Source organism: Microbacterium sp. Bi128 (assembly GCF_918698205.1).
Map to the genome: position 1 here is coordinate 1 of NZ_CAKKMM010000971.1, position 1,949 is coordinate 1,949.

The 1,949-nt window shown below is 66.0% G+C and carries 3 protein-coding genes; 2 read left to right on the forward strand and 1 reads right to left on the reverse strand.

The window, feature by feature from the left end:
* The first annotated feature begins 165 nt into the window (after positions 1-165).
* A complete protein-coding gene (locus tag LQV45_RS28680; protein WP_230010388.1) occupies positions 166-1,590 on the forward strand; it encodes a GH1 family beta-glucosidase in 1,425 nt (474 codons plus the stop codon).
* 17 nt (positions 1,591-1,607) lie between these two features.
* Here LQV45_RS28680 and LQV45_RS35725 read toward each other — a convergent pair whose 3' ends face one another.
* On the reverse strand, positions 1,608-1,733 hold the full coding sequence (locus LQV45_RS35725; protein ID WP_256860042.1) for a hypothetical protein: 126 nt from the start codon (positions 1,731-1,733) through the stop codon (positions 1,608-1,610).
* Here LQV45_RS35725 and LQV45_RS28685 point away from each other — a divergent pair.
* The coding region (locus LQV45_RS28685) for a hypothetical protein (RefSeq protein ID WP_230010390.1) at positions 1,732-1,949 on the forward strand (218 nt) is incomplete at its 3' end. The two genes, LQV45_RS35725 and LQV45_RS28685, sit on opposite strands and share 2 nt — an antisense overlap.

Genomic DNA, 1,949 nt, shown 5'->3' on the forward strand with positions numbered 1-1,949 from the left:
GCATTATCCGGATCGGGACGCGAAAGAGCGCTTGAACAACTCATCTAGTATGCCGGAATTTGCGGGCAGAAGCGAATCAGCCCTCTGCAGGCACTGCAATCACAGTAGTGCAATCACTGCCGGAGGGCCATTGTCCTGAATCGCTGTCGAATGGATGATAGGGGCATGACTGTGCAGGACTCTGTAGCAGTTCAGGCCCTCGCCGCACGCCTGAGCCCGGGATTCACCCTGGGTGTTTCCTCCGCGGCATTCCAGATCGAGGGCAGCCTTGCCGCCGGCGGCCGCGGCCCCTCCGGCTGGGACGCCTTTGCCGAAAAGCCCGGCAACATCCTGCACGGGCACTCCCCCGCCGTGGCCTGCGACCACTACAACCGCGCCGAGGAAGACATCGAACTGATGCGGGATCTCGGGATCGATTCCTACCGCTTTTCGATCTCGTGGCCGCGGGTCCAGCCCGAGGGCAGCGGCCGCTTCAATGCGGCCGGGCTGGACTTCTACGACCGCCTGATCGACCGGCTCCTCGCCGCCGGCATCTCCCCCATGGCCACTCTCTACCACTGGGATACGCCGCTGCCCCTCGAGCACCGGGGCGGCTGGATGAACCGTTCGACGGCGGAACGGTTCGCCGAGTACAGCGCGGCCGCCGGCAAGCGGTTCGGCGACCGCGTGGCGCAGTGGGTGACGCTGAACGAGCCCGCCTCGGTTACCCTGAACGGCTACGCCCTGGGCGTCCACGCACCCGGCCGCGGCCTGCTCTTCGATGCCCTGCCGTCGGTGCGGCATCAGCTCCTGGGGCACGGGCTGGCGGTTCAGGCGCTGCGCGCGGAGGGCGTCGCCGGCGCCGTCGGCGTCACGAACCTGCATTCCCCCGTCCGGCCTGCTTCCGGTTCGCCAACAGACAGGATGCTGGCCAGGGTGTTCGACTTCGTGCTGAACCGGCTCTACGCTGACCCGATCCTCCTGGGCCGCTTTCCCCGGCTGCCGCTGATCGCCCGGCCGTGGTTCCGTTCAATGCGGAGCATCAGCGACGCGGACCTGGCCACGATCCACCAGCCGCTGGATTTCTACGGTCTGAACTATTACTACCCCGTGAAGGTGGCCACGGGCCGCGGCGTCGACAGCCCCTCGGCAGCCGCGGAGGCGATGCTGAAAGTCCCGTTCCACATGGCCGCGTTCCCGGAGTATGAACGCACAGGATTCGGCTGGCCGGTCGCTCCTGACCACCTGGGGATCCTGCTCCGGGAGCTGAAGGACCGGTACGGGTCCTCGCTGCCGCCGCTCTACATCACCGAGAGCGGGGCGAGCTTCCCCGAACCGGACCACGTCACCGGCCCCATTCCCGATGCCGGCCGGATCAGCTATCTCGCCGCACATCTCAGCCAGGCGGTGGAGGCGACCTCCCCCGGGGGCGTGGCCCACGACGTCGAACTGCTCGGCTATTACGTCTGGACGCTGATGGACAACTTCGAATGGGCGGCCGGCTACTCGCAGCGCTTCGGCCTGGTGCACGTCGAGTTCACGAGCCCCAAGCGCACGCCGAAAGACTCGTACTACTGGTACCAGGCCCTCGCGCGGGCACGCCGGGCCTGAGCCCCGCCCGGCCGCTGCTACTGGTTGCGGTTGGACCTATTGATGCGCTTGGCGCGCTCGATCTCCTGGCGGAAGTGCCTCTTCGCCCAAAAGAACGCGACGACGACCGCGGCGGCGATCAGCAGAAAAATGAACCAGCCCATGGTGAGCTCCCTTCCCTTCCTGCAAAGGTATCAGGAACTTAAAAGGAACAGCCCCGCTGCAAGTGCAGCGGGGCTGTTCCCGATCCTCTTCTCAGCTGCCAGACGGCTGGCTGATCAGGGGCAAAGCATCAGATCGGCAAGTAATTACTTGATGATCTTGGTGACGCGTCCTGAACCAACGGTGCGGCCGCCTTCGCGGATAGCGAAGCCGAGGCC

What these genes read in the sequence shown, in the direction of transcription:
- LQV45_RS28680 (WP_230010388.1), top strand. Translation starts at nt 166, where the DNA reads ATGACTGTGCAGGACTCTGTAGCAGTTCAGGCCCTCGCCGCACGCCTG.
- LQV45_RS35725 (WP_256860042.1), bottom strand. Translation starts at nt 1,733, where the DNA reads ATGGGCTGGTTCATTTTTCTGCTGATCGCCGCCGCGGTCGTCGTCGCG.